The 25,823-nt window shown below is 34.7% G+C and carries 19 protein-coding genes; 9 read left to right on the top strand and 10 right to left on the bottom strand.

The annotated features are described in order from the left end of the window. Positions 1–142: 142 nt before the first annotated feature. From ACXR6G_RS06400 to ACXR6G_RS06415, 4 genes are all read right to left on the bottom strand, one after another. On the bottom strand, positions 143–3,622 hold the full coding sequence (locus tag ACXR6G_RS06400; RefSeq protein ID WP_458360580.1) for a hypothetical protein: 3,480 nt from the start codon (positions 3,620–3,622) through the stop codon (positions 143–145). 284 nt (positions 3,623–3,906) lie between these two features. Beyond that, positions 3,907–4,293 (bottom strand): hypothetical protein, encoded by a 387-nt coding sequence (locus ACXR6G_RS06405; protein ID WP_458360581.1) that lies wholly within the window; start codon positions 4,291–4,293, stop codon positions 3,907–3,909. Between the two features lie 26 nt (positions 4,294–4,319). Beyond that, positions 4,320–5,039, bottom strand: a complete 720-nt coding sequence (locus ACXR6G_RS06410) for a M48 family metallopeptidase (RefSeq protein ID WP_458360582.1) — start codon at positions 5,037–5,039, stop codon at positions 4,320–4,322. Positions 5,040–5,098: 59 nt separating this feature from the next. Next, positions 5,099–5,383, bottom strand: a complete 285-nt coding sequence (locus ACXR6G_RS06415) for a hypothetical protein (protein WP_458360583.1) — start codon at positions 5,381–5,383, stop codon at positions 5,099–5,101. A gap of 632 nt (positions 5,384–6,015) precedes the next feature. Between ACXR6G_RS06415 and hisG the strand changes: the two genes are divergently transcribed. The 8 genes from hisG (at position 6,016) to hisIE (ending at position 13,377) form a co-directional block, all read left to right on the top strand. Next, a complete protein-coding gene (gene hisG / locus ACXR6G_RS06420; RefSeq protein WP_458360584.1) occupies positions 6,016–6,876 on the top strand; it encodes an ATP phosphoribosyltransferase in 861 nt (286 codons plus the stop codon). Positions 6,877–6,894: 18 nt separating this feature from the next. Continuing rightward, positions 6,895–8,178 (top strand): histidinol dehydrogenase, encoded by a 1,284-nt coding sequence (hisD, locus tag ACXR6G_RS06425; protein ID WP_458360585.1) that lies wholly within the window; start codon positions 6,895–6,897, stop codon positions 8,176–8,178. A gap of 24 nt (positions 8,179–8,202) precedes the next feature. Further along, positions 8,203–9,246 carry a histidinol-phosphate transaminase gene (hisC, locus tag ACXR6G_RS06430; RefSeq protein ID WP_458360586.1) on the top strand — a complete coding sequence of 348 codons (1,044 nt, stop codon included), beginning with the start codon at positions 8,203–8,205 and terminating at the stop codon, positions 9,244–9,246. A gap of 33 nt (positions 9,247–9,279) precedes the next feature. Continuing rightward, positions 9,280–10,419, top strand: a complete 1,140-nt coding sequence (gene hisB / locus ACXR6G_RS06435) for a bifunctional histidinol-phosphatase/imidazoleglycerol-phosphate dehydratase HisB (protein WP_458360587.1) — start codon at positions 9,280–9,282, stop codon at positions 10,417–10,419. Between the two features lie 9 nt (positions 10,420–10,428). Next, positions 10,429–11,019, top strand: coding sequence for an imidazole glycerol phosphate synthase subunit HisH (gene hisH / locus ACXR6G_RS06440; RefSeq protein WP_458360588.1), 591 nt, complete (start codon positions 10,429–10,431; stop codon positions 11,017–11,019). A gap of 2 nt (positions 11,020–11,021) precedes the next feature. After that, the gene (gene hisA, locus ACXR6G_RS06445; protein ID WP_458360589.1) at positions 11,022–11,753 is read left to right on the top strand and encodes a 1-(5-phosphoribosyl)-5-[(5-phosphoribosylamino)methylideneamino]imidazole-4-carboxamide isomerase; all 732 of its coding nucleotides are present in this window, start codon (positions 11,022–11,024) and stop codon (positions 11,751–11,753) included. Between the two features lie 2 nt (positions 11,754–11,755). Continuing rightward, entirely contained in the window at positions 11,756–12,511 is a 756-nt protein-coding gene (gene hisF / locus ACXR6G_RS06450; RefSeq protein WP_458360590.1) for an imidazole glycerol phosphate synthase subunit HisF, read from the top strand. A gap of 248 nt (positions 12,512–12,759) precedes the next feature. Further along, positions 12,760–13,377: a bifunctional phosphoribosyl-AMP cyclohydrolase/phosphoribosyl-ATP diphosphatase HisIE gene (hisIE, locus tag ACXR6G_RS06455; RefSeq protein WP_458360591.1), complete on the top strand. Its 618-nt coding sequence runs from the start codon at positions 12,760–12,762 to the stop codon at positions 13,375–13,377. Positions 13,378–13,439: 62 nt separating this feature from the next. Here the strand turns inward: hisIE and ACXR6G_RS06460 are convergent, their stop codons facing one another. The 4 genes from ACXR6G_RS06460 to ACXR6G_RS06475 form a co-directional block, all read right to left on the bottom strand. Beyond that, on the bottom strand, positions 13,440–14,753 hold the full coding sequence (locus tag ACXR6G_RS06460; protein WP_458360592.1) for a dicarboxylate/amino acid:cation symporter: 1,314 nt from the start codon (positions 14,751–14,753) through the stop codon (positions 13,440–13,442). Positions 14,754–14,962: 209 nt separating this feature from the next. Next, positions 14,963–15,490, bottom strand: a complete 528-nt coding sequence (locus ACXR6G_RS06465; RefSeq protein ID WP_458360593.1) for an FKBP-type peptidyl-prolyl cis-trans isomerase — start codon at positions 15,488–15,490, stop codon at positions 14,963–14,965. A 161-nt stretch (positions 15,491–15,651) separates the two neighbouring features. Then, positions 15,652–16,329, bottom strand: a complete 678-nt coding sequence (locus ACXR6G_RS06470; RefSeq protein WP_458360594.1) for a hypothetical protein — start codon at positions 16,327–16,329, stop codon at positions 15,652–15,654. Positions 16,330–16,786: 457 nt separating this feature from the next. Continuing rightward, positions 16,787–18,025, bottom strand: coding sequence for a radical SAM protein (locus ACXR6G_RS06475; protein ID WP_458360595.1), 1,239 nt, complete (start codon positions 18,023–18,025; stop codon positions 16,787–16,789). Between the two features lie 719 nt (positions 18,026–18,744). Here ACXR6G_RS06475 and ACXR6G_RS06480 point away from each other — a divergent pair. Beyond that, complete coding sequence (locus ACXR6G_RS06480; RefSeq protein WP_458360596.1) at positions 18,745–19,467, top strand: RluA family pseudouridine synthase; 723 nt, start codon at positions 18,745–18,747, stop codon at positions 19,465–19,467. 255 nt (positions 19,468–19,722) lie between these two features. On the opposite strand, the gene ACXR6G_RS06485 is transcribed toward ACXR6G_RS06480, so the two are convergent. Together ACXR6G_RS06485 and ACXR6G_RS06490 are read right to left on the bottom strand one after the other, a co-directional pair. Next, entirely contained in the window at positions 19,723–20,391 is a 669-nt protein-coding gene (locus ACXR6G_RS06485; RefSeq protein WP_458360597.1) for a transposase, read from the bottom strand. Between the two features lie 306 nt (positions 20,392–20,697). Further along, positions 20,698–25,545: a RecQ family ATP-dependent DNA helicase gene (locus ACXR6G_RS06490; protein ID WP_458360598.1), complete on the bottom strand. Its 4,848-nt coding sequence runs from the start codon at positions 25,543–25,545 to the stop codon at positions 20,698–20,700. Positions 25,546–25,823: the final 278 nt, after the last annotated feature.

The raw sequence follows: 25,823 nt of genomic DNA on the forward strand, positions 1-25,823 counted from the left end.
ATTTAGTAAGTTGCTAAAACTGAAGATAGTGAGCTATAAAAAAACAAATCCTGTCAAACTTAAGTTTAACAGGATCTGATATTACTATATACTTATTAATCTGATAATCTTTAGAAGATATATCGAACTAATTAAATGATAACTATTTTTTGAACAAAGGATCTGCTCCAATTGTTCCAACCAAGCTTTCAAGATAAGCTTCAGTTTTCACATGCTCAAGGTCTAATTTCGCTTTTAATACACGATCCTCAAGATTCATGCTTTCATTCCATTCAGTGTTATTCTTATCAGCAATGAAATTATTCAAATAATCAATTTGCTTCTCGAAGTACTGGATATCGATATCTTGCTTACGCTTCAATCGAGATTTATACCAATCCGAATTAATAACAACATCACGATCGAACATCTTACGCAATTCAGGATCACTAATCTCCTTACCATCGTACTGACCAAAGGCCATAATACTTAATAAGACTTGTAATGGTGGAATTGCAGCAGAAATACTATCATCCTTAAAGTAGTTGATAGCCACTTTTTCTTGTGCTTCTACAATATTCTTAATACCGTCAGCAAAATCTTCCATATCCTGAAGTTCTGGTTTCAACATTCTTTCGTTGAAAACATTCTGAGGCTCATCAAAGATTCTATTCAAGTAACGGAATAAGAAACCTTCAGTGATACGATAACCTAAACGACTAGCTTGAATTTTCTCACCTTTGTATTCAAAGTCATCCATTTTCTCAAGAGAACCTTCTTCAATTAAAAGTTTTGGATCTCTACTTTCTTCACTCAATCGACACCACAATTCCGGAATCAATAAAGAAACATCATGATCGAAGCGATTCTCAGATCCTACATGTCCTGCAGCTGATGAAAAACCTTGGTATCCTGTAATGATATAAGATAACAAAGCATTATTTAAGTCAGTTGTTGGACTCAACATATTGAATGGTCCTTTAGTCAATGCTCCTTCAGTACCTGCACCTGTCGTAGATGGTGATTTACCTGTTAGAGAACAAATGAAGTCCATAAACAACTCAGGTAACTCTTGATAGTGAATTGGGTTATAAACACTCAAAGCACGAATTCCAGCTTTCTTATCGGCAGGATTGTTACGACGCCCTGGCAACACAGCATTTACAGGATGATGAACAGGCTGATCCATAGGAATCTTTCTAGCCAAACGAACACCAACTTCAGCCAATTTATCGTCGATTGGGTTTACCAAATCTGGACGAATCTGCAAGTAACGAGGATTTTGTGAAGGTGCGCCATTTACGATTCGTGTATGAGATGGCGTGATAAAGTAATTGCCTTTTTCACTGTTAGCACCTTTTCGTATCAAATCCTGAATTGGCTTAGTATACAAATCAAAACCAATAGCGTCATCCATCAACTCCTGACCATCTTCTGTAGTCATTGGCTCGTAGTTCGAAGTAAAGTTACCTCTCATCGAAAGATCTGCCTCTGCTTCTTTATCGTATCCTCTATGAACAGCTTCATCAGGACGTTGGAAGAAACGACGTTCACAGTTTGTTGTAATCTTAACCGACTTATTGTCGTAAGCCTCATTCAAATATGAAAGACTGCTTGTAGGTAAAACAATAGAAGCAGTAATATCATCTTCCATTTGAATTTTAGCAGAAGCTATAAAGTCTTGACGTAATTTATGTAGGAACCATGAATTATCAGTAGCAAAACCAACACGTAAATAACTTGCTACAATCTTACGATTATTATAAAGTAATTCGTGTCCTTTTTTACCATTCACCATATCCACCGAGAAATGATTTCTCCATTCGCGACCTGTACGACCTTCACGATAGAATCGCTTAATGAAAAGTACCAAGCCTTTTACATGGTCAGGAATAGATGCTAAGTAATCGTTATACTCTTCAGTATAATATATAGATGGCGTTAGAAGTTTTACAACCGAACCTAATGATCTTTTTGAATCTAAGAGTGAACGTGAAGGCTGTGAACGCTCAGCGTGATTTAGCCATCTATTTGAGTAATCATGATCAAAAACCTGATCAGCCATATCGAAATCCTTATCCATATCTTGAATATAGAATGAACTATAAATAATAGCATTCAATAAAGACTTAGAAATTTCTGACTTTCCACCACCAGAAACCGTGCATGGCTTATGACAGAATGTTCCCTCTGCATAGGTACTCACCAAACGCCATGATGGTGCTGATGGGTGTTTCTCCATATGCAATTTATATCCTGATGGATGCACATAGTAATGCTCAGGCATTAATCGAATCGACTGATCTTTGCCATCCTTCACCCAATTTACTGTACTCTTATATAAATCAATCTTAGCATTTCCATCAATATAGATAATATTATCATGCTCTCTATCAATAGCATAACCTTCAGGTTTCACAACAAGTGTTTCACCTAATTGATTTACCACATCTTCTAAATTAAACTGCTTTTTAAGAATATTCTTCATAAAAAGTGTTCCATCGAAGTTATCACCTAAGTTCTTACGTGGGAAAGCAATTGCACCACCTGAGTGCTCTTCTTCGGCTAAACCATATAGATTTGCAGAGAAGCTAATTTGTGTTTTAATTTCTTTCTTAGAATATCCAAAGTAGTTATCAGCAATAAGTGTGATAACAACACCTTCTTCACTTCTACAAGTCACCTTAAATGGCTGTCCACCATTATAAAGTTCTCCTTCTTCCTTCCAACAAACTCCATCTTTACGCTGACGTTCGGTTGCATCGTCATAATGAGGCAAACCAATTTCCTTCTTAGTCAATTCAAGCAATTGTGGTGCTAATACAACACAACCTGTATGACCCGTCCAGTGTTCAATATCCAAACCTGCATCATTTGATGGAATATGAGGATCACCTGCATTACCAAAAATTGATTCAACGAAATCAAGATTACTAACGAAAGCTCCTGGTACAAAGAAACGTACCTCCATAGCCTTTTCAGAAATAACTCCCTTAACCTCAGGACATACTACTGGACGTAGTAATAAAGAGACCATCATTTTTGCTTTCGCTGTTTGACTTGCAGTAAAAGGCAATGTTTTGAATTCCTCAGAAGGATTAAAAGCCGCTTCAAGAAACTTGATAAAAGCCGTTTTAGGTAATTCAATTTTATCAAGAGGTGCTGGCAGGTTTCCTTCTACAATATGAAATGAACCTTTTGTTGTTCTTCTATCATGTTTTGGATTATGAAGCACACCTTGTTTAATACGGTATGAACTTAAATAATCCGTAATGTATTCATTCTTATTGGGTGGTAAACTTAACTCACGAGCAATACCTTCCTGGTCAAGAGTAAATGATGAAGTTGGTATTTGAGGTATTTCCTGATTTTCTTCTTTAAAATAATCATTCAAGAAGTTTTGAATTCTTTGATCTGCAGGGCAATGATAATCTGCTAACAAACGAGATTTTACTCGATAATTTTGAATTAAACTATTTGTTAAAGTAATAAAATTATCATCTTTTGATTCTGCATCATCTCCGTTGAAGATAGGTTGTCCCATAGCTGCCAATTGCAGATTGATGTAACGAATCAGATCTTTCTGATCCCCTTCTTCATTTTTCGATTGGATTTCGCGATAAGTTGTTTTAATATTCTCCATATCTTGTCTTTTAATAGCTTTTAAAGTCTGTGTCCGTACCAAATTTACAGAAAATTTTCATCCTAAAAAATGCATTAAAAGACTCTTATATGCTTTTTATCATTTAAAAACTCAATATTTTTTCATATACTATAAGGGGGCGCTCCGAAAACGATTTAAGATTGAATAAAAAATATGGTTTTAAAGGCTTATCTAGATAAAAAAAAAGTTTATTCGTCTAAATAGATAAATAAACTCTCTTCTGATAGCCCCAAATGAGCCTAAAATAAATATTTTTAATCAGTTCACCACTTCCCTTTTTTCTTAAAAAGCTTATTTAGGCCAACAAATAAGGTATAAGCTGCAAAAGCAACAATCAAAATTCGTAGAATTAGCTTTTGATCGTAATTGCCATCTGCGAGCATAATATCACGAGATAATGCTGGTATCATAAAGACAATAATAAAAAATAAGACCACAACTTGTAGCCAAAGAAAAAAGCTTTTGATTTTAGGATGTTTAGTTTGCTTTTTATCTGAGACTTCTTGTGAGTGCTTGGCCATTTTTGAGCGTTGAGATTTGTGAATCTTTGGCTCTTCGACTACTTTCTTTGAAAATTTCTTTTTCAAGAGAGTCCCTAACAAAAATGCAAAAACACTCACTCCAACCAGAATATATATTTCTTTATTCATCTTCTTTGTATTAATCCTTTTTTCATCTAAAAATGTGTCGTATAAGCTTTCATTTCCTTACGTTTTGCAGGCACATTATCACAAACTTTATCTAACAAATCCCAAAAGGATTTTGAATGATTTTTCTCAATTGTATGACATAATTCGTGAAGTAAGACCATATCAATTAAATGCTCAGGCAAACGCATTAAATGTAGATTTAAACTGATATTATTATCACCAGAACACGATCCCCAACGGGTACTTGCATTTCGAATTGAAACTTTATTAAACTTAAAACCAAAAGATTGAGCCAACTCATCTAAACGTTTAGGTAAAACATGTTTGGCTTCTTTTCTTAGGGTTTCAATTATCATTTTTTTTATAAAATCCTGAAACCCTTCCGTTTTAAAATCAAAGTTTTCTGGATAATTAATCTCAATCATTCCTTTTTTGACACTAGCTCTAACTCTATTATCCTGACTCGGATTCATTTTCAATTCATGATACTTGGTTTTAAAAACTGTATCTGAATCGAAAAAGAAGTTTTGTTTTTCTTTAGCCAGAATTCTAGATCTGTTTTTTTCGATCCAATCCTTATGAGTGTTTGCAAAATCAATCGCGGTCTTCCAATTAAACTGAGGAGGAACATTAAGCCAAATGCCTTTATTGGGAGCCATTCTCAAAGATAAACGTTTAAAGCGCGAATCTTTTTTCAGAACAATCTCACCCAAGCCTTCGATTTGAATTTTCTTTTCAATTTTCATAAATAAAAAATAGCTTTACCAGAGTGGCAAAGCTATTAGAATTATTTCGTTTAGGAAACTTATGCTTTAATCAGTTCACTCAATTTTGTGAACGAAGCATCAGTATTATCAATTAGTTCTTTAAAAACTGCTTTGTAATGCTCCTTTACCAACTTAGCATTATCCTTACCATCAGGATGGTTCGTGCGTGCAACAAGGTTATTACGATTAGCAACAGTTTCCTTTATAACTTCCAAAACCTTCTCTTCGTTTCCTGGGTGCAGGTAAATATAATTGTAGCAATCAGAAATAACTTCAAAAGTCAAAAAGTCAATATCTTTCTTTAATTTTCTTCTACTCGCCATAGTTTCTTGTTATTAATTGTTCTAATTCAAAAATTCTATGCAAATATACTAAAAATGCCAAAATATTCATCACATGAATAGGCTATAAAAATATTGAATCTGATCCATTTCAAAATTTTATTTTAAAAAATCATAAGAACCAAACCGACAGTATTCATAGGCAATACAATAGACATTCAATCCGTTTTTGAAAATCAACTCAAGCAAGTCGGTTTGTTTTTAATAATTTTAATCCTAACCTTTGTCGCAGATAAAACGCAAAAACTATGATTTTTATAACACTACATCATTATCATTTTAACTTACCTCAGGTGAGCCGATGATGTTATGTGAAGATCTCAAGTAATAAATTCATAACTATCAACGCCAACCTGACATCAGGTTGGCGTTTTTGTTTCACCCATTTTTAGAGTTCAATTTTAAAAACAAGCACAAGATTCAATACACACAACAATGACTTTCATAACACAACATCATCAGCATCATCATTTATTCTTACTTCAGGTGAGCTGATACTGTTATGTGAAAATTTTAAATAATTAATTCATAACTATTAACGCCAACCTGATTCCAGGTTGGCGTTCTTGTTTGTACCCATTTCTGGTTTCAGGTTTTATAACAAAAAAAACAAAATGAGTACAAGACTAAAAATTGCCATTCAGAAGTCAGGAAGACTTCAAAGTGATTCTCTTCAAATTCTTAAAGAATGTGGCATTTCAATAGATAACGGAAAAGATCAGTTAAGAGCACAAGCGCGTAACTTCCCTCTGGAGGTTCTTTATCTGAGAAATTCAGACATTCCACAATATGTACAAGATGGTGTTGCCGATATTGCCATTGTTGGTGAAAATGTGGTCATTGAAAAACAAAAACAAGTTGAAATTCTACAGAAGCTTGGTTTCTCGAAGTGTCGATTAAAAATGGCCATTCCAAAAGATGAAGAATACACAGGCTTAGATTATTTCAATGGCAAAAGAATTGCAACATCTTATCCTAATTCATTACAAGCCTTCTTAGATACGAACAATCTGGATTCAGAGATTCACGTTATTTCAGGTTCAGTAGAAATTGCTCCAAACATTGGCCTCTCTGATGCTATTTGCGATATCGTAAGCTCTGGAAGTACTCTTTTCAAAAATGGACTTAAAGAAGTTGAAGAGATTCTGTCTTCAGAAGCCTGCTTAGTGAAAAACGTAGACATTTCGGATGAAAAGAATGCTCTTCTATCTAATTTGCTGTTTAGAATGCGTGCAGTTTTAGCTGCAAAAAACAACAAATACCTCCTACTAAATGCTCCTAACGATAAAATTGAAGCAATCAATAGTATTCTACCAGGAATGAAAAGTCCAACTGTAATGCCTCTAATGGATAAAGATTGGAGTTCTATTCACACCGTTATCAACGATAAGGATTTTTGGGAAGTTATAGATCAACTCAAAGCCAATGGTGCTGAAGGTATTTTAACTATTCCAATCGGAAAAATGATTCTTTAATTATTAAAACTTAAGACAATGCAAACAATAAAATACCCACAGAAAAACGATTGGAATACAATTTTAGCTCGCCCTACTATTGAATTAGAGGAAATGGACGAAGTTGTAAACCAAATTTTTAAAGAAGTTAAAGCCGACGGTGATGCCGCACTAAGAAAGTACACTTGGTTTTACGACAGAGTAAAAATGGATGAACTAGCTGTAAGCCAATCAGAGATAGATGATTCAGAACAACTAATTTCTGATGAATTAAAGAAAGCAATACAATTTGCAGCTAAGAATATAGAGAAATTCCACAAAGCTCAAGAAACAGAATCAAAGGTTATTGAAACTACCGAAGGCGTTACCTGCTGGAGAAAGTTTACACCAATCGACAAAGTGGGTTTGTATATTCCAGGAGGATCTGCGCCTCTATTCTCGACTGTTCTGATGTTAGGTGTTCCAGCGAAAATAGCAAATTGTAAGGAAGTTGTTTTGTGTACACCTCCGGATAAGAATGGTGTAATTAATCCTGCTATTCTTTATGCATGTAAATTGGTTGGTATTAAACAAGTTTTCAGGTTGGGTGGTATACAAGCCATAGGTGCAATGGCTTTAGGAACGGAATCGGTTCCAAATGTTTATAAGATTTTTGGTCCGGGTAACCAATTTGTTACAGCAGCTAAGCAAACAGCTAGTAAACTTGGTGTAGCTATCGATATGCCAGCTGGTCCATCGGAGGTTCTTGTTATGGCTGATGAAAGTGCAGTTCCTGAGTTTGTAGCTGCCGATCTTTTATCACAAGCTGAACACGGCCCAGATAGCCAAGTCATATTGCTTAGTTGGAATTCACAACTTTTAGATTCAGTACAGGTTGAATTAGCCAAACAACTTAAGAATATTTCGAGAGAAGCTATTGCAACAAGAGCTCTAAACAATTCAAAGATGATTTTGGTAGAATCAGCTGAAGAAGCTCTTGAGATTAGCAATTTATATGGACCAGAGCACTTAATTGTTTCTGTTAAGAATGAAGATGAGATATTGAATGGCATCCAAAATGCAGGATCAGTCTTTATTGGAAATTACACACCCGAAAGTGCTGGAGATTACGCATCAGGAACCAATCACACCTTGCCAACGAATGGTTATGCCAAATCATTTTCAGGTGTTGGACTAGCATCGTTTATGAAGAGTATAACTTTTCAGAAAATTACACGCAAAGGTTTAGAAAATTTAGGCCCTAGCATCGAAATAATGGCAGAGGCAGAACAACTGGAAGCTCACAAAAACGCAGTTAGCATTCGATTAAATAGAACTTGTTAAGAATACGCTTAAATCGCAAATAAGATGAGTACAAAATTCAAATTAGAAGATTTAATAAGAACCAATCTGAAAACACTCATTCCCTACTCTTCTGCTAGGGATGAGTTTTCGGGTACAAGTTCTGTTTTTCTAGATGCTAACGAAAATCCTTTTGACAATGGCGTCAATCGTTATCCTGATCCTCAGCAATGGAAATTGAAAGAGCGTTTGGCTGAAATTAAGAACATATCTGCCAAGCAAATAATTTTAGGCAATGGTAGCGATGAGATTATTGATCTATTGATGCGAGCATTCTGTCAGCCAAGTGAGGATAAAGTTGTTTTTTGCAAACCAAGTTATGGTATGTATAAAGTAGCTGCGCAAATAAATGATCTGAGAATCGCAGAGCTTGAGTTGGATTCTAATTTTCAACCAGACGTAAAAGCCATTCTTGAGAATAATGATGCAAAGCTCTTATTTCTATGCTCGCCTAATAATCCAACTGGCAATCTAATTGACAAGAAGGTATTAGTAAAACTATTGTCAGAATTTAAGGGTGTTATAGTTTTAGATGAAGCCTATATCGATTTCGCACATGATGCTAGCATGGTGAAAGAACTTGATCAGTATCCAAACCTTGTGATTCTACAAACCCTATCTAAAGCTTGGGCAATGGCTGGAATTCGTTTAGGTATTGGATTAGCATCAGTTGAGATTATCGAGGTCTTAAATAAGATTAAGCCGCCTTATAATGTCAATACGTTGACTCAGGAGAAAGCTCTTGAACGTTTAAGTAATGAAAAGAATAATCGTGATGAAATAAAACTCTTGCTTAAAGAAAGAGATGGTATGCTAAAAGAGCTAAGAAGCCTTACGTACGTAGAAAAAGTATTCCCTTCTCAAGCTAATTTCATTCTTATTCGAGTTAAGGATGCCAATTCTCTTTATCAGTTTTTAATTGAAAAAGGTATCATTATCAGAAACAGAACCACTATTTCACAGCTTAAGAATTGCCTAAGAATAAGTATTGGAACCACCATTGAAAACCAAAGTTTATACAAGGCCCTCAAAGAGTTTGAGAAGAATTAATCCTTTAACTATTCAACCAAAATAAATCAACTCATGCAAAATACATTACCAAAAAAGAAAGTTCTTTTTATCGATAGAGATGGCACTCTCATAATGGAGCCACCAACCGATTTCCAAGTTGACAGCTTGGAAAAATTGGAATTCTATCCCGGCGTTTTTCATGGCTTAGGCAAAATTGCTTCTCAACTCGATTTTGAATTGGTCATGGTTACTAATCAAGATGGTTTGGGTACAGATTCTTTCCCTGAAGCTGACTTTTGGCCTGCTCAGAATAAAATGATGCAAGCTTTAGAAAATGAGGGTATCTCGTTTAATGAAGTTGTTATAGACAAAACTTTTCCTGAAGACAATGCTCCAACTCGTAAACCAGGTACTGCCCTTTTAGAGCAATATTTTTCAGATGAGTATGATTTAGAGAACTCATTTGTAATTGGCGATAGATGGACAGATGTTGAATTAGCGAAAAACCTGAATACCAAAGCAATTTTCATCAATTCAGATGATAATTCATTGGACGATGAGAATGAGTTTGCAAATAGAATTGCTCTTAGAACAAGATCATGGAGCGCAATCTATGAATTCTTACGTTTAAGCGAACGAACAGCTTTAGTTGAACGCAACACTCTTGAAACACAAATCAGGATTGAATTGGATTTAGATGGCAGTAGTAAAGGCAATATCAATACGGGATTGAACTTCTTTGATCACATGTTGAAACAGATTCTAAAACACTCAGGTGTTGATTTATCAATAACGACTATTGCTGACTTAAACGTTGATGAACACCACTGCATAGAAGACACAGGAATTGCCTTGGGAGAAGCCTTTAAAAAGGCACTAGGTGATAAGCTTGGACTAGAACGTTACGGATTCTGCTTACCTATGGATGATTGCTTGGCACAAGTTGCTCTCGATTTTGGTGGTAGAAATGAATTGGTTTGGCAAGCAGATTTCAAACGAGAAATGGTTGGAGATATGCCAACAGAAATGTTCTCTCACTTTTTCAAATCATTCAGTAATGGAGCCTTCTGTAATTTGAATATAAAAGCAGAAGGCACGAATGAACACCACAAAATTGAAGGCATATTCAAAGCCTTTGCGAGAGCCATTCGTATGGCTATTAAACGTGATGTAAACAATTTACAACTGCCCTCGACCAAGGGACTTTTATAGGATAAAGACATGAGCAAACAAAATATAGTGATTATCGACTATGAAGCTGGAAATGTTCAGTCTGTTAAATATGCACTTGAACGCCTTGGCGTAAATGCTGAGATCACCAATTGTGAAACGACTATTCGTAAGGCAGATAAGGTGATATTCCCTGGAGTTGGTGAAGCTTCTTGGGCGATGAAAAAGCTGAAAGAAACAGGTTTAGATAAATTGATTCCTCAACTTAAACAACCTGTATTGGGTATTTGCTTAGGCATGCAGCTAATGTGTGAACAAACTGAAGAAGGCAATACAAAAGGTCTAGGTATTTTTCCTATCAAGACCCTTAAGTTTCCTGCGGAAGATAAAGTACCACATATGGGTTGGAATCAAATTAATCAAATAAAAGGCGATTTGTACGGAGGAATTGCTAATGAAGGTTTTGTTTATTTCGTACACTCCTATTATGTGCCAGTAAATAAATTTACGGTAGCCAACACAAAATACATCAGAGATTTTTCTGCCAGTCTTCAGAAGGCTAATTTTTATGCTTGTCAGTTTCACCCGGAGAAATCAGGAGCTATAGGCGAACAGATCTTAAGCAATTTTATAAACTTATAAGCATGCAAAATATAGAAATCATTCCCGCAATTGATATTATTGGAGGACAATGCGTTCGATTGACCAAGGGAGATTACGATACTAAAATCATATACGATACAAATCCTTTAAAGGTTGCAAAGGCTTTTGAGAATGCTGGTATCACACAACTTCATCTTGTAGATCTTGAAGGAGCTCGCTCTAAACACATCTGTAACACTTCTGTATTGAAAGAAATCAGCAAGAATACCAACTTGAAACTTGATTTTGGTGGCGGATTAAAGTCAAAAACAGATATCGACCTAGCTTTTGAATCTGGTGCAGCACAAATTACTCTTGGAAGCTTGGCGGTAAGTGATCCTGATCTATTCGACATTTGTTTAGAAGAATATGGTCCGGAACGTATCATCTTAGGTGCTGACGTTAAAAACGGGTTTATTGCCACATCAGGATGGGAAAAAGATTCGGGTATTGAACTCTTCGCTTTTATTGAAAAGTTTATGAAAAAAGGCATACGAAGAGTGATTTGCACCGATATTTCTAAAGATGGTATGCTACAAGGACCTGCAATTGAGCTTTATCAAGCTATCCTTAAACAATTTCCAGAAATTGAGCTTATTGCCAGTGGTGGTGTATCATGTATCGAAGACGTGAGAGCTTTGAATCAAACCGATTGTGCTGGAGTTATCATCGGAAAGGCTATCTACGAAGATAGAATCAAGGTAGAAGATTTAGTTAATGAATTTATACGATAATTATGCTAGCGAAACGTATTATACCATGCTTGGATATTAAGGATGGGCGAACGGTAAAAGGCGTCAACTTTGTTGATTTAAAGGACGCTGGCGATCCTATTGAGTTAGCTAAAGCTTATGCTGAACAAGGCGCTGACGAATTGGTATTCTTAGATATTACGGCCACTCACGAAAAACGCAAAACCCTTCTCGATATGGTTGGGAAAGTGGCTCAGGTTCTTAATATTCCTTTCACCGTTGGTGGTGGTATTAGTAGTTGTGATGATGTAGCTGAAGTTCTCAAGGCTGGTGCTGATAAAATTGCTATTAACTCATCTGCTGTCCGTAATCCTGAATTAATTACAGAATTGGCGAATCGCTTTGGCTCACAATGTGTGGTTTTAGCTGTAGATGCACGAGAAACTAAAAAAGGTTGGGAAGTTTATCTAAACGGTGGACGAATTCCAACAGGTATTATGCTTTACGATTGGCTAAAGGAAGCTGAAAGACGGGGTGCTGGTGAAATCTTGTTTACATCAATGAATCATGATGGAACAAAGAATGGTTTTGCAAATGAAGCCCTTGCTGAAATTTCGCAGATGATTAACATTCCTCTAATTGCTTCAGGAGGTGCAGGAAACATGCAAGATTTCGCAGATACTTTTATTGAAGGGAAAGCGGATGCAGCACTTGCAGCTAGTGTTTTTCACTATAAGGAAATTGAAATCCCTGAACTCAAACAATTTTTAAAGGGAAAAAACATTCCTGTTAGATTATAGTTTAGAAATGGGGCTTTGCCCCAAACCCCACATCATTTTTTGCTTAATCCAAAAAACGAAGCAAAAAAAATCAAGGCTGCTTTTATAATTACTTTCTTATTTACCTAAAGTTTAAGTGCGGCCGGGTGATTTTCGAACAATCCGCCTAAGGCGGATCCCGGTCTTACTATAGCTATAGATAATACAAAAGCAATTTAAACAGAGGCCAATTGGGATGAATTGAAAAAACATTTATTACAAATCCAATTATGAATTATACAGAATTAATCAATCAAATAGATTTCAGCAAAGGTGATGGCCTTGCTCCTGCCATTATTCAAGATGTTCAAACTCAAAAGGTATTGATGTTGGGCTATATGAATAAGGAGTCGCTAGAAAAAACACTAGATGAAAAACGCGTTTGCTTTTATTCACGTAGTAAGGAGCGTTTATGGACCAAGGGAGAAAGCAGTGGCAATTACCTCAATTTTATCAGCATGAGTTTGGATTGTGATCAAGATAGCTTGCTTATTAAAGTCAATCCTGAGGGCCCTGTTTGTCACACCGGTTCAGATACCTGTTGGAGTGAGAAAAATGAACGCTCAGAAATTGATTTCTTATTACAATTACAAGATGTTATTGAGGAAAGAAAGAAAAACCTATCGGAGAAATCGTATACGGCAAGTTTATTTCAAAAAGGCATGAATAAGATTGCTCAAAAAGTCGGTGAAGAAGCTGTTGAATTGGTGATTGAAGCCAAAGACGACAATAAGGATTTGTTTATGGGAGAAGCGGCTGACTTGATGTTTCACTATTTGGTACTTCTATCCGCTAAAGGCTATAAACTGGAAGAAGTCGTTGAACTATTGACTCAAAGACACAAATAAAGAAAAACCTGACAGATTAGATACATATCCAATCTGTCAGGTTTATTTTTTAAGCTTATTTCCTATTTTTTGACCTCTACTGTTTGAGGTATCAGTTTAGGATCGTAGTTCAATTTCCCCTCAGTTTGTGCCACAATTGTAGCGACGGTAGCATCTCCTGTTACATTCACGACGGTTCGCAACATATCAAGTGGTCTATCGATACCTAAGATCAGAGCAAGCCCTTCCACAGGAATGCCAACCGATGATAGAACAATAATGAGCATCACAATACTCCCACCTGGAATTCCTGGTGTTCCAATAGAAGCCAAGGTTGCAGTCATCACGATGAGTAGTTGATCGTAAATATCCAAAGGTACACCAAATACCTGCGCAATAAATACTGCTGCAATAGCTTGATAACAACTCGTTCCATCCATGTTAATGGTAACACCAACTGGCAAAACAAAGCTGGCCACTTCGTTAGCTACGCCCAAATGATTCTCAACTCTATCAAGAGTAACAGGAAGAGTAGCTGCTGAAGATGAGGTTGAAAAAGCCAAGAGTTGTGCAGGACTCATCTTTCTATAGAAATCGCGATATGAAATAGGAGTGAATATACGTAAGAAGAGTGGGTAAATTATAAAAATCATAACCAGTAGCCCCAGAATCACAGTAATAGCGTACAAGCCTAATGCTGCAAATAAATCCACATCTCCCGAGAAATCAACAATCAAACCAGCAATAAGTGCAAATACACCATAAGGCGCAAAAGCCATAATTAGATCGATTATTTTAAGAATAATAGCATCGATCCCATTAAAAAAATCTTTTACTACAAGAATCTTCTTTTCCTCTAACAAGACCATAGCTATACCAAAAAGAATGGCAAAGAAAATAATCTGTAACATCTTGGTATTATCACTGGCAGCCCGAAAGAAATTCGAAGGTACCATATCAACAAAAAATTGCAGTGGTGTTTCTTCTTTAACCTTAGCTGCCTGATCCTTTTTAAGATCTACAGTGCTGTGGAATTTTTCCTGTAGTTCAATCTTTTTCTCTTCGGGGAAGGTATTCCCCGGTTGAATGGTATTGACCAAGATCAAACCCGAACTCACAGCAATTACTGTAGAGAGAACATAGAGAGAAATAGTCTTAAAGCCAATTCGAGATAACTTAGATATATTCGATAAACTAGAAATACCTTTAACTAGTGAGACAAAAATCAAAGGAACAGCAATCAGTTTTAGAAGGTTTAAAAAGATAGCTCCCCAAGGTTTTATCCAATTAAAGGTAAATTCATCCCAACCCATTTTAACTGCCAAGAGACCTGCAATTGCACCCAGTCCCATACCTATTAGAATCTTCACATATAATGGCATCTTCTTCTTTGTCATATTCAGCTTTTTTTATTGAAGCCTAAATATACAATAATTTACGAATGAAGAATTATGAGTGATGAATTAGGATTTACTAATTTGTGTAAATCAGTATAATCTGTGGTTTAATAAAAAATTAAAGGCATAAGAAAACCCGAAAGTCAATGACTTCCGGGTTATATCTTTACAGAGTGAATCAATTCAACTCTGATAATTTCCTTAAAGGATTAGCAAGAACATCCGCCACCGCAACCACCTGGCTCACACCCGTTAGCTTCAGCTTTAATAGCATCCATTTCTTCTTCAGTAGCTTCACGAACCTCGATAACTTCACCTTTGAAAAACAAATCGTCACCAGCTAATGGGTGATTGAAGTCCATCTTAATTGTTTCTTCACCAAGAGCAAGAACGATACCGTTCATACGACGTCCTGAATTATCTTGCATTGGTACAACATTACCTTCTTTAATCATTTCTGAATCGAACTCACCGTTTACCTCAAAAATGTTCTTTGGTAACTCGATAACAGCCTCTTCAGAAGCAAGACCATAAGCCTCTTCTGTAGCCAATTTGAAATCGAAAGCAGCACCAACAGATAATCCCATTAGGTTAGCTTCGAATTTCTCTAACATTTGTCCTGCACCACAATGGAAAGTCAATGGAGTTTCAGCAACTGCCTTCTCGATGATCTCACCTTCAAGCTCAGTCTTTAACTCATATATAACTGATACAACCTTATCTTTAGCAATAGTCATAACTTAAATCTTTTAATAATTGATAAATTTTTGCACAAAGAAAAGCTTTTTATTTGGGATGCCAAATAAAAAAAAGAGTTTTTGGTCTATTATTAAGACTTAATTAACACTTCTAGCCTTCGCAATGCAATACTTATAGCTTAATACGAGTTAACTTCTCTTTAATTGTGCAAAATCAACTCCCAATTTCCCATTTGTGTAATTTCAAATTCAAACCTAGCTTCGTAACTTATTTGCTTCAATTTACTAGGGGTATTATAACGAATAGAGCATTTAAATGGCAATACAAAATTCTCAAAACAAAAACAGTTCCCTTTCTGTACCTCTGTGCCACTATCTCCATCTACAGTTAAAGATGTTATTGATGTATTTGTCGTTCCATTCTGTTTAAACTGAATACTAATTAAATTACCATCACCAATTCGTTTAAAACGATATCGATCTACACTCGACTTATAGGTTATAGTTGGCAGTATTGTTTTCTGTCCAATATACTTATCTCGTTTCCACAAACCAGCATACACAGTATCCCGATCAATAATCTTAGTATGGAATTCCCCTTCTCCACTACGTTGTCCTTTATGCCATTGACCAATGTAATAATCCCCATTTTGCCAAACATAAGTTCCATTGCCTTGAGGGAGGCCTTTCTTAAATTGTCCTGAATAGGTATCTATACCCTTTGCTTCACCATTACCATGAGCCAAACCTTTTTTACATTTACCTTCATATGACTTAGAGATATTGGGGACTAGAACCTTTTCTGTATCCTGAGCAATAGATTGCATGCCATAGCATCCAAAAATCAGGATTGAAAACAATAGAAATACTTTTTTCATAGCTTTAGTTTTTAATGTTTAAGCCTCCCTGATAATTCTCGTTTGGCATTTATCATTCTGATACTCCCTTTATTTGAAGATGTTCTAGGTATTGGGGTTTAATTTGAATCCTATCTCATGATTATCAGTAAAGAAGCAATTAATATAAGTATTTATTTTTATGTACAATCATCACATCAAAACAATAAACTTAATTTAGATTCAATATTATATAACGCAACACATTAATGTCTACATGTATACACATGTTAAAACCTATAAATATCATGACACAATAGTAAATTTGACTTCGCTTTTTATTCCCTCAAAAACCACTAATAAAAGAGAGTTTGTGACTCTACTACAGCAGCAAATCTCAAACTCTCTTTTATACACTCTTTTGCCTCTGGAAGCAGACTATATATTGACTCATGAAGAAATGCTTTTGAGCCTTTTATAATTCGGTATGGCATTCTAATTAAAACTTTCGAAGTTTATTTTCGATATGTTCCATTCTCCATATTTCATATAGAAATTCATCCTTTGGAATTTGCTTGTCACCTTCACTGATTAATATCTCCACTTCAGATAACTGCGGCAAGGTCAATTCAATATTTTTCATGATAGCGTCTCTCTTTATACTGTATTTTTTATGCTCTAAATCCAGTGTCAGGCCATTCCGATTATCGAAATCAGTCACGGTAATTCTTTCATAATTTAACTGATGACCATTCAAATTACGAACAAACCCATTCGAATTTATGATTTCGGAGTCTTCGGCTAAAGCATTAGCAATTTGAGAACGGAATCCTGCTTTCTGGAAGCGATGTTTAAAGTTGAAAGAGCAATAGTTAATTCCTATTTTAAGATGAGAATCGGCAGCATATTTAATCAATTCCAAAGCCATTATTTCCGATTCCAGAACAAGCGGGCGTTCGTCGGCAACATAAGTATAGTCTCTTTTTAGAAGTTTAGGTGCATTATATTTCGTTAGCCTAAGCTGATGAAGATTAAGGTTAGTCACACCCGCCTTTATCATCTCAGGCAAGAGCAACTTCATTCTTTCCAATTCCTCAGGAATGGCAGGAATTTCAATCGTTACATTTTCAATAATACCCTTAGCCATTCTTACTTTATCGAGGCTAAAGTCTGTTGCTCCTATATCAAACCTTATTTCATTTAAGCCCAGCGAGGCCAATTTCTTCAACTTCACCTGATCAACCAATATCCCATTGGTATATATCCAAACATACAAATCGGGCGAGCATTTTTTCCTCAGTTTTTTCAGAAATTCAACAACTCTATCATAAACTAAGAAAGGTTCTCCCCCACTAAATCCAACACCTTTAAACTTAAAATGGTTGACATATTCAGCATATGCTGCAGCAGATTCGAAACTTAAGCCCTGAGTCGTAGGTAAATCGTCGTGAGTTTGCGATGTAGGACAATAAAAGCAATTCGCATTGCATTTACCTGTTATAAACAAACAGCTCCAAAAGCCTGCCCCACACAACTTACAGCCCTTCGAGATTTGATTATAGAAAGGTTTTGTACCCTTAAATAGCATACTCTCTTTTATGAATTCCAACAAGTCAGATCTACGGCTAATTAACTGTTCATCTCTGTAGGCATTAAACCATTTAATTTGAGGGAATTCTATAAAATCTTTGCAATTTCTATTAACAAGGTCATTGTCATAAATTTCTGAGGCTTCCATTGATTCAATAATTTAAGTGAAATTAATAGTCTGAAACGTGATAAAGCACTACAATTAAATAGTTCATAAAAAGAACCATTTTGATTTCAAAAGGAGAATTCCACAATCACCTACAAACTCTCGTCAATTATTAGACGACATATTCATAGATCGGATGAAAATCTATAGAAAGGATAAAATTACAGATCGGGAAAAATGCACAAAAGCATCAAACGACTATCTAGATTTAGATAGCCTTTAGAAAGGATATGTATAATTGTTTTTGTTGACATTCTAGTATCAAATATAAGCTTAATTTGAAGAATAACTTTAAAACAAATTAAAAATTATATTAATAAAAACCATACTCATTATTAATTATGAAAGCTTATTACTCGAATAATGCCAGACAATTACAGCATTTTATTTATATACCTTTTATTAAAGACAAATCACCGAAGATTTATCAGCCTTAATAAACTCACATGCGATTTTGACATCGCCTTTAATCATAAATAAAATTGAGTTTTTTTGACTATTAAGGGTTAAGCGCAACATGCAATTGTTCCATTTTCCCCCACTCCTCAACTTTTTTTACACTATTTGAAATCCTTTTGAGTGAAAAACAAAATGAAAGCGCAATCTTTGCATTATAATTAATGAAGGAAAATCAATTGCTTCAATACAACAACCCGAGCCAATCACCCTCGCTTTTTTAAGCGATCAAACATGAGAACAGGGTGCTTATATTTATATATATGGAAGAGATTCAGAAGAAAAATAAAAAGCCATCAAGCAAACACCAACCCAAAGGACTAACGATTCTTTACGAAGATCAGGATATTATTGTCGTAAATAAGGTTAGTGGTTTATTGACTATGGCTAGTGCCAGAGAGAGAGAAAAAACGGCCTATTTCTTACTTAGTCAATACGTCAAAAAAGGAAGTTTGAGATCTAAGAACAGAATCTTTATTGTACACCGTTTAGATAAAGATACATCTGGTGTTTTAGTCTTTGCAAAGACAGAGAAAGCAAAATTCTTCCTTCAAGATGAATGGCAAAGCTTTAGCAAAAAATACGTGGCAGTAGTAGAAGGTAAAATGCGTGAGAAAGAAGGCATCATCACTTCTTATTTAGCAGAGAATAGTATTCATCGCGTTTTCTCGGTTAGAAATGCTGACAAGGGTAAGTTTGCCAAAACGGGCTATAAGGTCATTAAAGAATCTGAACGATTTAGTTTAGTGCACATCCATTTGTTTACGGGTAGAAAAAATCAAATTCGCGTGCATTTTTATGACCAAGGCTGCCCTGTGGCTGGGGATAAAATTTATGGTGAAAAAAGTGTAGGGATAAAACGTTTAGCTCTACATGCTGCCACATTAACAATTAGGCATCCTCACACAAATGAAGAAATGACTTTTGAAACGAATACGCCTTCCTATTTCAAACAACTCATTAAATAAAAAAAAGCATATCGATAGCTATATAACAAACCCAGCCCACCCTTGTGAGTTGGGTTTGCTTTATCTATGTTCTTTCGGTCTTATCGCATAAGTGCTTAGGTTCGATATCGAGTTAATAAAGGGATTTGACTACGTCGATTTTCAATTCCCCCTAAACCCCTAACAGAACCGTTCGTGCGGTGACATGAGAGGTGTTTACTAAGCTATCGAAATATTCTCCGCTAGACTAACGGAACGGCAATCTACACGATTTTTTTATGCCTTGAATTTATCGTCATTCCAATTTCTGGGGTTGTTGATAATATAGTTTCTTATTCGTTGATATTCGTCATCATTACGTATGATGTGGTCATGATAATTGGATTGCCAATTTTTTATGCCTGATGTGTTACGTACAATATTTATTTGTTTTGATGTTTGTTGTTTGAATTTGCCCAATATTTTAGGGATTATCATTTTCCTGCGTTCTTTACGGTATTGTTTTATTTCATCGATGTTTGGTTGATATATAGGGTTGATCCACCATTGTTCTATCAATTGTGTTGGTGACGGCGGTGATGATGGTGTTGGATGTAGAGAAAATTCATGAATTTTCTTTACGGTATCGTTTACGATAACGTTATCAATCGCCGATATCCCATTATCGAAACCATAATCGCCCAACGAAACAATAAAATGTATATGATTGGGCATAACAGTCCAAACATTCATAATGGCACGTTTATGGTATTCTGGTATTTTTTTTATTTCCATTTCAACGATTTCACCATATTCCGACAAAATCATTTTACCATCAATGATCTCACCTAAAATACACTCACGACCCGAGATGCATATGGTAATAAAATAATCTGCTGGGAATGAATAATCCCAAAATTTAGCACGATTAGATTCTATTCGAAATTTTCCTTTAAATTTTTCCATATAAAACTAGGCTGCCAACACCTCATTTAACTCTTCAATATTTTCTGATCTTTTTGTTAGGCTAAAATATTATCTGTAAAGATTTATTTTCTTGATTTGTCATTTGTTCATGATTATTAATGGGAGTTTATTTTACTTGTTGCTAACGGTCTTGTGTCGAGTAGGCAAAGGGAGTTTATTCCGTTTCGCTACATGAGGGCTTCACCGTTCACCCTAAGCCTCTCTCAGAACCGTACGTGCTGTTCGTTTTCGAGCGACTTGGCAATGTGTATAGCTTTATGCGTTGGCAGTTTCATTAATTTGATTCTAAAGTTGTTTTTTCTTGTATTCGTGATTTCCTTTTTTATCAAACTTCAACTTAGGTAAAACAACTTTATATTCTTTGTCATCCTTAGAATCATACCAATAAACTAAATATTCAACACTTCCGTTTGATAGCTGATAACCATTCTTTACAAATTTATTGTACTTTTCATCCCTAAATTGCCTTGAAAATAGAAGTACTTCTCCTCCATCTTGCTTTGCTAATCCTATTCCTTTGTTATTCGCAAACTGGACAGAATAATTTTTAAGTTTATCCCCTGATTTTAGCGTTGTAATACTATTTATTGTTTTAAAATATTTTTGAGAACCCAAATCAATGTCTTTGTGTCCAAGTATCAATTCAAAATGTTTAGGTTTTTCTGTTTTTCCTTCAAATTTAATTACCGACAGCCTATCAGTATTAAATTCATCAAAAAATGAAGAATTACAATGTAGCTGTAGACTTAATTTTGCTCTAGAACAGCCAACATATAATACTCGTTTTGACTCATCACTATTGAAATTATAATCTTCTAAGAGTAGATATACATGATCAAATTCTTTACCTTTTGATTTATGCATTGTTGCAATTATTATTGCATTGGCATTCGCATTTATAGCATCTTCCATTTTTATTTCACGGATATATTCGTACCAATCTACTAGTTGTTTTTGCTTGTCATAATTTAGTTCAAACTTTTGTATAATCTCTAAACATACAGCAAAATGAATACTAGAATTGTGTTTTGATTTAAAATTATTCTTTGCTTCCTCCCATACATTATTAAAAATTAAACCCGCATCATTGATATTCCGTTTAATATGATCGGTGAAAGTTCTTAATTCAAATAATTGATCTAAGCTAAATCCCTCAAGACCCGTGATAAGTCTGGTTTTTTGCCCTAATTCATTTAGTAATGTACGAAGCATTAAGGCTTGTTTATTGGTTCTGACGAGTATAGCTCTTGTTCCGTTATGATTATCTTGAATTACTCTTTCGGCTAATGACTTCTCTAAATATGAGGTGTTGTACCTAATTAATTTAATATTAGACACCAACTGTTTATCGACAGGTTCTAATTCTTGTGTTTTTAATCGATTTGAAATTTTATTAAGTAATTCATTATTGAATTGAACAATGTGCGAACTACTTCTATAGTTTTTAATTAACGAATATTCTGTAGCATTATATTTCTCTTTGAACTCTAACATGTTTTTGTTAGAAGATCCTTTAAAGCTATAAATATTTTGATCATCATCTCCAACTGCAATTACTCTTATGTTTCCTGCTTTATTTATTATGGTTTGTATAAGTTCCCATTCAACCTTATTTACATCTTGAAATTCATCTAGGAGCAATACGCTTTTATTAGTAATAGATGAAATATCAATTTCTTCATCTTTAATTGCTTTAATACAATCTTTAATTACGTTTTCAGATTTCTTTAAATCTCCCAGCTGTCCCATTAATTGAAAACAGAAACCATGAAAAGTTGTGATTTTAATAAGCCCAGAATATTCTGGAACAAGTTTTATCGTTCTTGCTCTAAATTCTAAAGAAGCTGCTTTTGAAAATGTAAGCATTAAAAACTGCTCCGTCTTAATATCTTCAAGCAATAATAGGCTAGCAATTTTATGAACCAGCACCTTGGTTTTACCACTTCCAGGACCTGCTAAAACTAATATATTTTCCGATTTTCCGTCATTTACAATTCGTGCTTGATCCATATCTAAAACACCTGTAATTTCTTCAAGTCGTTTTGGAGTTAATGGAGTTCCAATCTCTTTTTTCCGTCTGGGAAAATATTTGGCTATAAACTCCTCATAAGGTTGACTAAAATAGTCATTAACATATCCTAGTGCAGATTCATAATTATGTAACCTTCTTTTAGCGTATTCACCAACAATATGAATCTGTTCCGTCTTAGAACGGTAATGTTGATCCATTTTCTTGAAGTTCTCACTTGTGAACCTTGGTATGGATCTGTCTATTTCTTCAATATTCAATCTATTGTAGGACACCATAAAACCACCTTCTAGTTTTATTGATTTTATCTGATTTAGAAAGAGTAAGGTTTTCTCATATCGTTTAATGTCTTCCTCTTTAATCTGCCCAAATAGTTGGTTGGAATTTTTGAGATCTAACATTGAAAAACTTACAGGTAGCTCCTTCCTGTCTTGCGCTTTTTGTTTTTCCTTTTGTTCCAAATAAAATTTCTCGAGAAGTTCGTAAACATCTAAGGTCAAGTCATGCCTCCATTGAATATCCTCAATTAATGAATCATAGTGTTTAACTTTTATTTGGTATAAATCATTTTCACGATCAACACGCCTTTTATGGATGAAATTTCTTATTTCCCAATAATTAAGAATGTTCTTTATCGCTTCAATTGACGTTTTTTCGACACCTTCATCAATTAGGTTTTGATTTAGTTGGCGCATTGAAATTTTAATATCTTTTTTTACAAATTGACGCAATACAATTTCAATTTTCCGATAGCGTTCCAGTATTCTTTTAGAACTATTGCTTGATTGAGACAGATTAATAAATGCGGTTAGATCTTTAGCATCTCCTAAAATTTGATGGTCTCTTAATATATCAATTACATCTCGTATTTCTTTTAGTTTTAACCCCGTTCTTTCTGCTAAGTAATCAATTCTGCACTCATCCTCTTTAACTATTCGTTGCAGTACTCCCGAACAATGTTGAATTTGAGCCTCTGTTATATTTTTACTTTGACGTATTACCCTTAAAGCTTTATCAATGTTTGGAACCATCAAACTATTAGCAAATATACTTGGTGAATTTTGTGTCCGTTTTAAGAACCCTTGATCTTCTAAAGCTGCAACAGAGGTCTTAACTCTGGTTTCTAATTCTTGAATTTCGGTATCCCACCCTGCTTTTTGTGCTATTTCCAAAGCAGAATTACTTATTTTATTATCTTTTCTAAACTTTGACAAATACTTAAGTGCTTGCCATATTTGTTGAATTTCTTTTTGATTTATTTTGGTCTGTTGCAACAAGCTAAAGTGCTTGTTTAAATCTTGCTCATTAAATAAAACATAGCATTTAGCTTCTATTTTTTCGTCTCGCCCTGCACGTCCGGCTTCTTGTACATAGTTTTCTAAAGAATCGGATATATTATAATGGATCACAGATTTTACATCATCTTTATCAACCCCCATCCCAAATGCGGATGTTGCTACAATAATGTCTTTTTCATTATTCATAAAAGCATCCATATATTCCTTCTTCACATCTTTATCCAACTTTCCATGAAAATAAGTAGAACTAAACCCCGCTTTTTCTATTAAGCCGTGTATTTCTTCCACTCTCTTAATTCTAGATGCATAAATAATTACGGGCTTTTCACAACGATCTAACAAGGATAATAAGGCATTCATCTTGCGATCAGGATCTTCAATATCTATTACCTCATACTTTAAATTTGTTCGACCAGCTCTAGTTACAAATTCGTCTAATTCAATGTCGAGTTTAGTTTTAAAATACTTCTTGATGTCCTCAATAACCTGAGGCTTTGCAGTTGCCGTAAAACAAGAAACAGGAATTTTTCCAGACATTATTTCTTTCTCTAAGCTTTTAATGAAGTCAGCAATGTATAAGTAATCCACTCTAAAATCTTGTCCCCAAGATGAAAAACAATGTGCTTCATCTATGACAAATCTAGCTATTGAACGTTGTTTTAAAATCCTTAATATCGTTGGTGATCTCAAAGATTCAGGAGATAGATATAATAATTGTACACTCCCTTTTTCAACTCTCTCAATTGCGTCTTGTCTTTCTAGTGGAGATAACAATCCATTTATGGCTACTGCCTTATTAATATCAAAACGCTTTTCAAGGTTCTCAACTTGATCTTTCATTAAGGACACCAAGGGGGATATAACTATCGTTAACTGACGAGATAAAGTCCCCTTCATCAATGCCGGTAATTGAAACGTAAGTGATTTACCACCTCCAGTTGGGAAAACGGCAACAAATGATTTTGAACTTAATCCAGCTCTAACAGTTTTTTCTTGTAAACTTATTTCTTCCTCTTGGTCAAAGCTTCTAAAGTCTTCATATCCAAAATAGTTTTGTAAAGCTTTTTTAGGGTTTAAGTTTGAATTGCAATAAGTACAAGTTGGCTTACCACAAAACTTAAACCTTACGTCATCTAGTATTTGTTGCGTTTTAGGAAGTGTTTTATTTACCCAATATGCTAATACAGATTTATCCTCTTTGGTGTTTATTAGTGAAAAAGCGTAGGCTAGTTCAATAGGATTGTTTTTTACTAATTGAAAAATATTGGCACTTTCACAAATTTTGTTTTTAAATAATTCACTTATTTCAGATCTTATATTTATGTTGTTTAATTGAAAATCAATCAATTCTAAAAAACCTGAATATGCATTAGAATTAGAAAGTAATCTACCATAAATCTGCTGTATGTTTGAATCTAATTCACTGAATTTGTTAAGCTCGTCTATTAATAATTGCTTGGTTAATTTGCAATCTGACAAAGGGTTATTATAATCACTATCGTTAACTATTTTATATCCTTTTACAAGCTTGTGATATGGATTATCGCTAAATAATAATGGAGACCACAGAAGTGTATCAACTATTTTTTTACTTCTAAATATTTCATTTCCTAGTACTCTTTCCAGTAAAGGAATGTCGTGTGCAACTATATTGTGACCACAGATATATTTTGCTTGATTTATCCAACTTTCAAGCTTGGCAAGCTGCTTTTCATGCAATTCTTGTCCGTTGAAAACTGCGCCAACATCTTCTATTTTTCCTTTTTTGGTGGACTCAATGTCTATATATAGAATTTCATTCATCATAATATCGAGTGATGGTGAAAAATAGCTCTTTGGTTTTTAAGGGTTTGCTCGTGTTTTGTTGAAACTAAATGTGCTATTTGTGCAGTTGACTCTTTTTTCATATGCCACACAACGGTCTTGCTTAGTTGTGTGGGCGATTAAAGTGTTGCCTTATCTACCGACCAAAGAGAGCTCACGAAACGAAGTGAGTAACCCGCAAGCAAGCCGAATTTATTTACTTATATTTTGAGCAAACCCCATTTTAAAATCTCGAACTCCTTGGAAAATAGAGTAAGTGA

This window comes from Ancylomarina sp. YFZ004 (assembly GCF_054254355.1).

Bases quoted from the DNA above. Each gene is read 5' to 3' on its own strand.
- ACXR6G_RS06410 (WP_458360582.1), bottom strand. From the start codon at position 5,039: ATGAAAATTGAAAAGAAAATTCAAATCGAAGGCTTGGGTGAGATTGTT.
- ACXR6G_RS06490 (WP_458360598.1), bottom strand. From the start codon at position 25,545: ATGATGAATGAAATTCTATATATAGACATTGAGTCCACCAAAAAAGGA.
- ACXR6G_RS06405 (WP_458360581.1), bottom strand. From the start codon at position 4,293: ATGAATAAAGAAATATATATTCTGGTTGGAGTGAGTGTTTTTGCATTT.
- ACXR6G_RS06470 (WP_458360594.1), bottom strand. From the start codon at position 16,329: ATGAAAAAAGTATTTCTATTGTTTTCAATCCTGATTTTTGGATGCTAT.
- hisC (WP_458360586.1), top strand. From the start codon at position 8,203: ATGAGTACAAAATTCAAATTAGAAGATTTAATAAGAACCAATCTGAAA.
- hisF (WP_458360590.1), top strand. From the start codon at position 11,756: ATGCTAGCGAAACGTATTATACCATGCTTGGATATTAAGGATGGGCGA.
- hisA (WP_458360589.1), top strand. From the start codon at position 11,022: ATGCAAAATATAGAAATCATTCCCGCAATTGATATTATTGGAGGACAA.
- ACXR6G_RS06415 (WP_458360583.1), bottom strand. From the start codon at position 5,383: ATGGCGAGTAGAAGAAAATTAAAGAAAGATATTGACTTTTTGACTTTT.
- ACXR6G_RS06400 (WP_458360580.1), bottom strand. From the start codon at position 3,622: ATGGAGAATATTAAAACAACTTATCGCGAAATCCAATCGAAAAATGAA.
- ACXR6G_RS06475 (WP_458360595.1), bottom strand. From the start codon at position 18,025: ATGGAAGCCTCAGAAATTTATGACAATGACCTTGTTAATAGAAATTGC.
- hisB (WP_458360587.1), top strand. From the start codon at position 9,280: ATGCAAAATACATTACCAAAAAAGAAAGTTCTTTTTATCGATAGAGAT.
- ACXR6G_RS06465 (WP_458360593.1), bottom strand. From the start codon at position 15,490: ATGACTATTGCTAAAGATAAGGTTGTATCAGTTATATATGAGTTAAAG.
- ACXR6G_RS06460 (WP_458360592.1), bottom strand. From the start codon at position 14,753: ATGACAAAGAAGAAGATGCCATTATATGTGAAGATTCTAATAGGTATG.
- ACXR6G_RS06485 (WP_458360597.1), bottom strand. From the start codon at position 20,391: ATGGAAAAATTTAAAGGAAAATTTCGAATAGAATCTAATCGTGCTAAA.
- hisD (WP_458360585.1), top strand. From the start codon at position 6,895: ATGCAAACAATAAAATACCCACAGAAAAACGATTGGAATACAATTTTA.
- hisG (WP_458360584.1), top strand. From the start codon at position 6,016: ATGAGTACAAGACTAAAAATTGCCATTCAGAAGTCAGGAAGACTTCAA.
- hisH (WP_458360588.1), top strand. From the start codon at position 10,429: ATGAGCAAACAAAATATAGTGATTATCGACTATGAAGCTGGAAATGTT.
- hisIE (WP_458360591.1), top strand. From the start codon at position 12,760: ATGAATTATACAGAATTAATCAATCAAATAGATTTCAGCAAAGGTGAT.